General features: G+C 49.4%; 1 protein-coding gene and 2 pseudogenes. All 3 read left to right on the top strand.

Going from position 1 to position 2,793, the window contains the following annotated elements; genetic code table 11:
* Positions 1-21: 21 nt before the first annotated feature.
* Positions 22-1,056 carry a UDP-3-O-(3-hydroxymyristoyl)glucosamine N-acyltransferase gene (gene lpxD / locus RMO35_RS07315; RefSeq protein WP_309739726.1) on the top strand — a complete coding sequence of 345 codons (1,035 nt, stop codon included), beginning with the start codon at positions 22-24 and terminating at the stop codon, positions 1,054-1,056.
* Positions 1,057-1,906: 850 nt separating this feature from the next.
* Positions 1,907-2,122: pseudogene (locus RMO35_RS25215) on the top strand (hypothetical protein); the annotation flags it as partial.
* A gap of 126 nt (positions 2,123-2,248) precedes the next feature.
* Positions 2,249-2,793: pseudogene (locus RMO35_RS25210) on the top strand (hypothetical protein); the annotation flags it as partial.

Raw genomic sequence — 2,793 nt, 5'->3', positions numbered from 1 at the left:
AGCTTCTCTCCCGAATTTACAATCCAATTTAGCGAACTGATAACTAAACTAGGGTCTGCTGTCCAAGCAAGTAGTTTGGATACCCATAGTCATCTCAACCCCACTTTAACTGGCTTAGCTCCGATCGATGCAGCCACGCCTGGGACGATTTCTTATATTGAAGGCGATAAGTTTGCCAAATTTGTCGGTAGTACGGCAGCGAGTGCCCTGATTTTACCGATGGATCGGTCGCTACATACGCAGGCGATCGATCGAGGGATCGTCTGGATCGCCGCCAGCGAACCGCGATTGTTATTTGCCCGAGTTATCCAGTTATTTTATCAGCCCTTCCAGCTTCCGACGGGGATTCATCCGAGCGCGATCGTCGCGCCGGGAGTCGCATTGGGCGAGGATGTATCGATCGGTTCCCATGTAGTCATCCAAGCTGGTGTGACGATCGGCAATGGGGCGATCGTCCATCCAAATGTCGTTATCTATCCCGATGTCCGCATTGGCGATCGGACGATCCTTCATGCTAACTGTACCATTCACGAGCGGGTACGGATTGGCGCTAATTGCGTCATCCACAGTGGGGCGACGATCGGCGCAGAGGGCTTTGGCTTTGTGCCGACGGCTACAGGCTGGTTCAAGATGGAACAGGCTGGTTATACGGTCTTAGAGGATGGTGTGGAGATCGGTTGCAATAGCACTGTCGATCGACCAGCCGTGGGGGAAACGCGGATTGGTAAAGATACCAAGTTAGACAATCTAGTGCATGTCGGACACGGGTGTCAAATTGGATCTAATTGCGCCCTTGCCGCTCAAGTTGGGTTAGCTGGTGGCGTCAAAGTTGGCAATGGAGTTTTACTAGCCGGACAAGTTGGCGTTGCCAATCAAGTAACTATCGGCGATCGCGCAATTGCTTCATCGAAAACAGGCATTCATCGCAACGTCGAACCCGGTGAAATTGTCTCGGGATATCCCGCCGTTTCCCACAAACTTTGGCTTAAAACTGCCGCGATCGTCAATCGACTACCAGAAATGTATCAATTCTTTAAAAACAGCCCGCGTAGTTAACAGCTAGGCACGGATTTAGGCAAGCGCTATCTTAGGGACATTAGCCGATCGCCTCCGTTTGCGGAGCGTACTGTCGGCAATTGAGCCGCCTTTGCAGTAGTAAGTCCCGATCGAAATTAGTATTCTCTAATCCAAAAATATCGTCCGTCCGAGTAGTTAATCTACCTCAAGAATGTAAAATATATGTCGATTTGTGGATCTCATTATCGAGCGATCGTGTTAAGCTACCTCAGAAGCTGTAGTTATTTAATTACTCAAAAGTAGAAAGTAACTATCCTTGCACATTATTACTAGGGACTTTCCTGGGATCGTCTAATGTGTAGTTTTGTTGCCCGAAAGCAGCTACCTTTTTAGTTGTTTTAAGCGACCGAATCGATCGTCAACCAAAGATGCTTAAATTTAAATTTATGCCAATCGGCAAAATTTGAAAAACTGGTATATTTCACTACCACTATTTGACGCTGTGACTGCTACCCGATCGGCTCTCCTGCTATGTTGGGGAAACAGACACTTAAGAGGGTGTTTGAAAAGTATAAATTAGCATTCGTAAACCCTAGAAATCCCCCCTGTCTTGTCTCGCTGCTTGGTGCGCTATACCCTCGGGGAACCCGAGGAGCGCGCATCCGCAAACCGTCGGGAAACCCGACGAGCGCGCATCCGCTTTCAATAAGTCTTGCTTATTACCATAAATGCTGGAGAGCCGATCCGTCCGAACGACGACAGGAAAATGGAGGCGTTGGCATCCTCGATCGTTCCCCGTTTGCAGGCACAAATGCTAAGTAGGCAAGATAAGTTATTTCCTGACTAGTCGGTCTACACTGGCACTTACAATTTATTACACAGCACGAATATGAACGAAACTTGGCAACTTATCGGCACGCTTGTTAGCACCGATCGGCTCATTAGCCAACAGTGGCTAGTCGCGCAGGTCGCAGTACCAGTGACCACGCCCAATTTTTCTACTACTGGAGTCGAAAACTTCGTCAGACAAACCAGTGGCACCGTCGGCGCTTACCTCCCCAGCTTACTCGGGGCGATCGTCACGTTATTTGTCGGCTGGATCGTGGCTTTTGTCGTCTCATCTGTCGTTCGGAACTTACTCAAACGCACGGACTTAGACAATCGCCTAGGGCGGATGGCTACAGGCAATGCTAACTCAAATTTAAACACCGAAAAATTAGTCGGAGACATCGTGTTCTGGCTAATTTTTCTGTTTGCGGTGCTGGGCTTTCTCAACGCCCTCAACCTCACCGTTGTCGCCCAACCGCTGAATAATGTCCTGAATCAAATTCTGGCATTCGTACCAAAACTAGCTTCAGCAGCAGCTTTAGCAGCAGTAGCATGGCTGGTAGCCACCGCAGTCAAAGCGATCGTCGTGCGGACGGCTGGCACGCTCGTCCCCGCCATGTCTCGGAGAATGGCGGTGGGTGAAAATCAAGTATTACCGAGTGAGACGCTTGGTAATGCCTTGTACTGGTTCGTCTTCTTATTCTTCCTGCCTCTGATCCTCGATGTTCTCGATCTTAGAGGCCCGCTGGCACCAGTCCAAAATCTGCTCAATGATATTCTCAGCGCCTTACCCAATATCTTCAAAGCAGGTTTGATCGCTTTAGTCGGCTGGTTTGTCGCCAGAATCGTCCGCGAGTTGGTGACTAATCTACTAGCGGCGGCTGGAACTGAGAGATTAGCTACCAAAATTGGCTTAAATAGAGCCGCTCCCGGTCAATCCCTCTCGGG

This window comes from Chamaesiphon sp. OTE_20_metabat_361, assembly GCF_031364565.1.
Note: the sequence above shows the minus strand (reverse complement) of the source record. Positions and strands in the feature narration are given on the sequence as shown.